The organism is Companilactobacillus halodurans (genome assembly GCF_009600985.1).
GTDB classification, from domain to species: domain Bacteria; phylum Bacillota; class Bacilli; order Lactobacillales; family Lactobacillaceae; genus Companilactobacillus; species Companilactobacillus halodurans.
This window is the reverse complement of the sequence record NZ_VDFP01000261.1, coordinates 1-1,071: the sequence shown is the minus strand read 5'-3', so window position 1 is coordinate 1,071 and position 1,071 is coordinate 1. Positions and strand designations below refer to the sequence as shown.

Sequence of the window (1,071 nt, the reverse complement as noted above, 5' to 3'; positions counted from 1 at the left end):
AAAGATTAAAGCTGGCCAAGAATTACTTGAGTTTGATATTGATAAAATTAAACAAGCAGGATATGATCCAACTGTAATTATGATTGTAACTAACTCTAAAGATGTCTTAGAGGTTTTACCAGTATTAAAAGATAAGAATAAAACAAAAGAAGTTACTAATGATACAAATGTTATGATCTTAGCTTAGGAGATGTAGAAATGACTAATTATCATGTTCCGCAAAATTTTATGTGGGGTGTAGCAACTTCGGCTAACCAAGTTGAAGGAGCTTGGAATGAAGATGGTAAGAAAATGTCGATTGCTGATTGTGAACGTTTTAATCCACATCAAGATCTAAATAATTATCGAAAAGTAAATGACATGACTAGTGCTGAGATTGATCAAGCTTTAAGAGATAAAACACGTAAAGCTTGGGGCAAGCGTCACGGGGTTGACTTTTATCATCGCTATTCATCTGATCTTGAAATGTTAGCTAAAACGGGAATTAATTCGATGCGAATCTCAATTGCCTGGACTCGCATTTTCCCTAATGGAGATGACTCTAAGCCAAACCAAGCAGGACTTGATTATTATCAACATCTTTTTGAAAAAATGAATTCCTTGGGAATCACACCAATTGTGACTTTATCTCATTATGAGATGCCACTGAATTTAGTTTTAAACTACAATGCTTGGTATGATAAAAAAGTTGCAGATTTTTTCTATAATTTTGCTAAGATTGTAATTGATCAGTACCATGATTTAGTTCAATACTGGATTCCTATTAATGAAATTGATAGTATTATTCGTCATCCATATTCTTCAGCTGGTTTAGTTAAAGATCGTTTTCCAGATAAGAACTTTAAAGAAGTTATTTATCAAGCAATGCATAATCAATTCGTTGCTTCAGCTGAAATTACTAAGTATATTCATGAAAATTATCCAACTCTTAGAGTCGGAAGCATGATTACTAGTACAATGGTTTATCCTTATAACAGTGATCCGCGCAATATGCTAAAAGCGACCCAAATAATGCGTGAGAGTTATGATTTTAGTGATATTCAAATCAGAGGTAGGTATCCTAAAGTTTTA

Annotated in this window: 2 protein-coding genes; both read left to right on the top strand. The window is 32.9% G+C overall.

Going from position 1 to position 1,071, the window contains the following annotated elements; all coding sequences use genetic code 11:
- The coding region (locus FHL06_RS14030; protein WP_192918038.1) for a PTS glucose transporter subunit IIA at window positions 1-187 on the top strand (187 nt) is incomplete at its 5' end.
- A gap of 11 nt (window positions 188-198) precedes the next feature.
- On the top strand, window positions 199-1,071 hold an 873-nt coding region (locus tag FHL06_RS14025; protein ID WP_153387271.1), incomplete at its 3' end, for a glycoside hydrolase family 1 protein.